This is a genomic window from Syntrophaceticus schinkii (assembly GCF_000946815.1).
Lineage (GTDB): Bacteria > Bacillota > DSM-12270 > Thermacetogeniales > Thermacetogeniaceae > Syntrophaceticus > Syntrophaceticus schinkii.
Genome location: NZ_CDRZ01000141.1, coordinates 1 through 1,370 on the forward strand (window position 1 = coordinate 1; position 1,370 = coordinate 1,370).

The window sequence follows — 1,370 nt, forward strand, 5'->3', positions numbered from 1 at the left end:
ACTGGATACAGATTCTGTTCAGATCCTTCTGTCCAGCGAACCTCCAGTATTGCATCTTCCGGCGCAGTGGCGTTTTTTATCATTCTTCTATCCTCGTAGAGGTAATATACCTGCCCACTCTCCAGTGTAAATGTTTTTCCCTCCATATGAATATCGCATTACCTACCTTTACAGCAATTTCCCCGAAATTCTTCACCCCAATGTCGACCTTATTATAATAAGAAGGATAGGCATTCTTTACATCTATTTTAATAGTATCAATTGCACCGTTTTTATTTGTATCCTGCAGATTCAGACTGGTTGCTCCGACATCCTTGCCCTCCGGAGATAGGGGCGGGCATTTTTTAGCCCGGGCTCACAGGTTAGGTCTGGCCCCCAATCTCCCTGGGAAACGGAATCACTAAATATCCCCCATTTGAATTTGCTGGTCTGGGAGGCAGAACCTGAATTGCGGTTCGGCCAGTTTGTAAAGCCAAAACTCATCAAAGAAAGAGCAATCAATAGACTTAACACAGCACAGGCAGATCTGTTCATTTTTTACCCCCCCCTTTGCAGTAGCAAAACCCCTTAGCGGCAACCAGGCGTAAACTGGCTGGAAGCCTAATCATTGTTTTCAATCTCTAGCAGGCTGAAACAGCTTCACCAGATGGAAAAAACAGTCTCCATATCATTTGTCGAGTAACAACCTCGAATACTATCTTGCAGTTCCTGTTCGGTGAAATATCTGCCGCTTACCAAGACTTGGTTGTCGTATTGTTTTGTCATAGTGCAGGCCCCCTTTGATAATAACCCACACTATTGTCTCATAATTAATTACCGCTGTCCAGTTCCTTTTTCGATAAAATATTTCTTCTAGTCTCTGGAAACCCTTGTCGGGCATAGTAGTTAAAGGCTATGCGTCAGTTCTGAGCCAGTACCAGTACTGACGCATCAAAATGTTTAAAAAATCTTGCAAGTACAAAAACTGGCGTTTTTATCACCGATTCCGAAGTTTTTTAGAAAAATATCCGTTCTACATGTGGCGGCACATCCTTTTCAAGCTATTTTGCTCCTTTTAACCTACTATAGCACCTTCAAATGGGCATACGGGTAGTGTACACCGTATTGAAACCGCTATGTTGAATAGAATTGCTAAGCTGCCGTTGGCCTTATTTTCCAATCATCCTCCTGAACCAATCGCAGTTGGCCTGGGGATTTCATTAACTTGCGAATTCGCTTTGTATCTAAGGAATTGTAAATCATGTTTTTACGAAACTTTTCAATGAGTCTCCGAAACCCAACTTTTTTAGCATGTTCGGTTAGGCAAACCGAATGAAGCACCATTTCATTGAGCATCCGGCCAATATGCATCAAGTAGTGATATCCCTTCA

General features: G+C 42.6%; 3 protein-coding genes. All 3 read right to left on the minus strand.

The window, feature by feature from the left end; genetic code table 11:
• Nucleotides 1-291 precede the first annotated feature (291 nt).
• Nucleotides 292-534: a hypothetical protein gene (locus SSCH_RS06470; RefSeq protein WP_044664757.1), complete on the minus strand. Its 243-nt coding sequence runs from the start codon at nucleotides 532-534 to the stop codon at nucleotides 292-294.
• A 105-nt stretch (nucleotides 535-639) separates the two neighbouring features.
• The gene (locus SSCH_RS20855; RefSeq protein ID WP_269746132.1) at nucleotides 640-765 is read right to left on the minus strand and encodes a hypothetical protein; all 126 of its coding nucleotides are present in this window, start codon (nucleotides 763-765) and stop codon (nucleotides 640-642) included.
• A 366-nt stretch (nucleotides 766-1,131) separates the two neighbouring features.
• Nucleotides 1,132-1,370 (minus strand): hypothetical protein (locus tag SSCH_RS06475; protein WP_408645706.1); only part of this gene is annotated, 239 nt, incomplete at its 5' end.

Bases quoted from the DNA above. Each gene is read 5' to 3' on its own strand.
- SSCH_RS06470 (WP_044664757.1), bottom strand. From the start codon at position 534: ATGAACAGATCTGCCTGTGCTGTGTTAAGTCTATTGATTGCTCTTTCT.
- SSCH_RS20855 (WP_269746132.1), bottom strand. From the start codon at position 765: ATGACAAAACAATACGACAACCAAGTCTTGGTAAGCGGCAGATATTTC.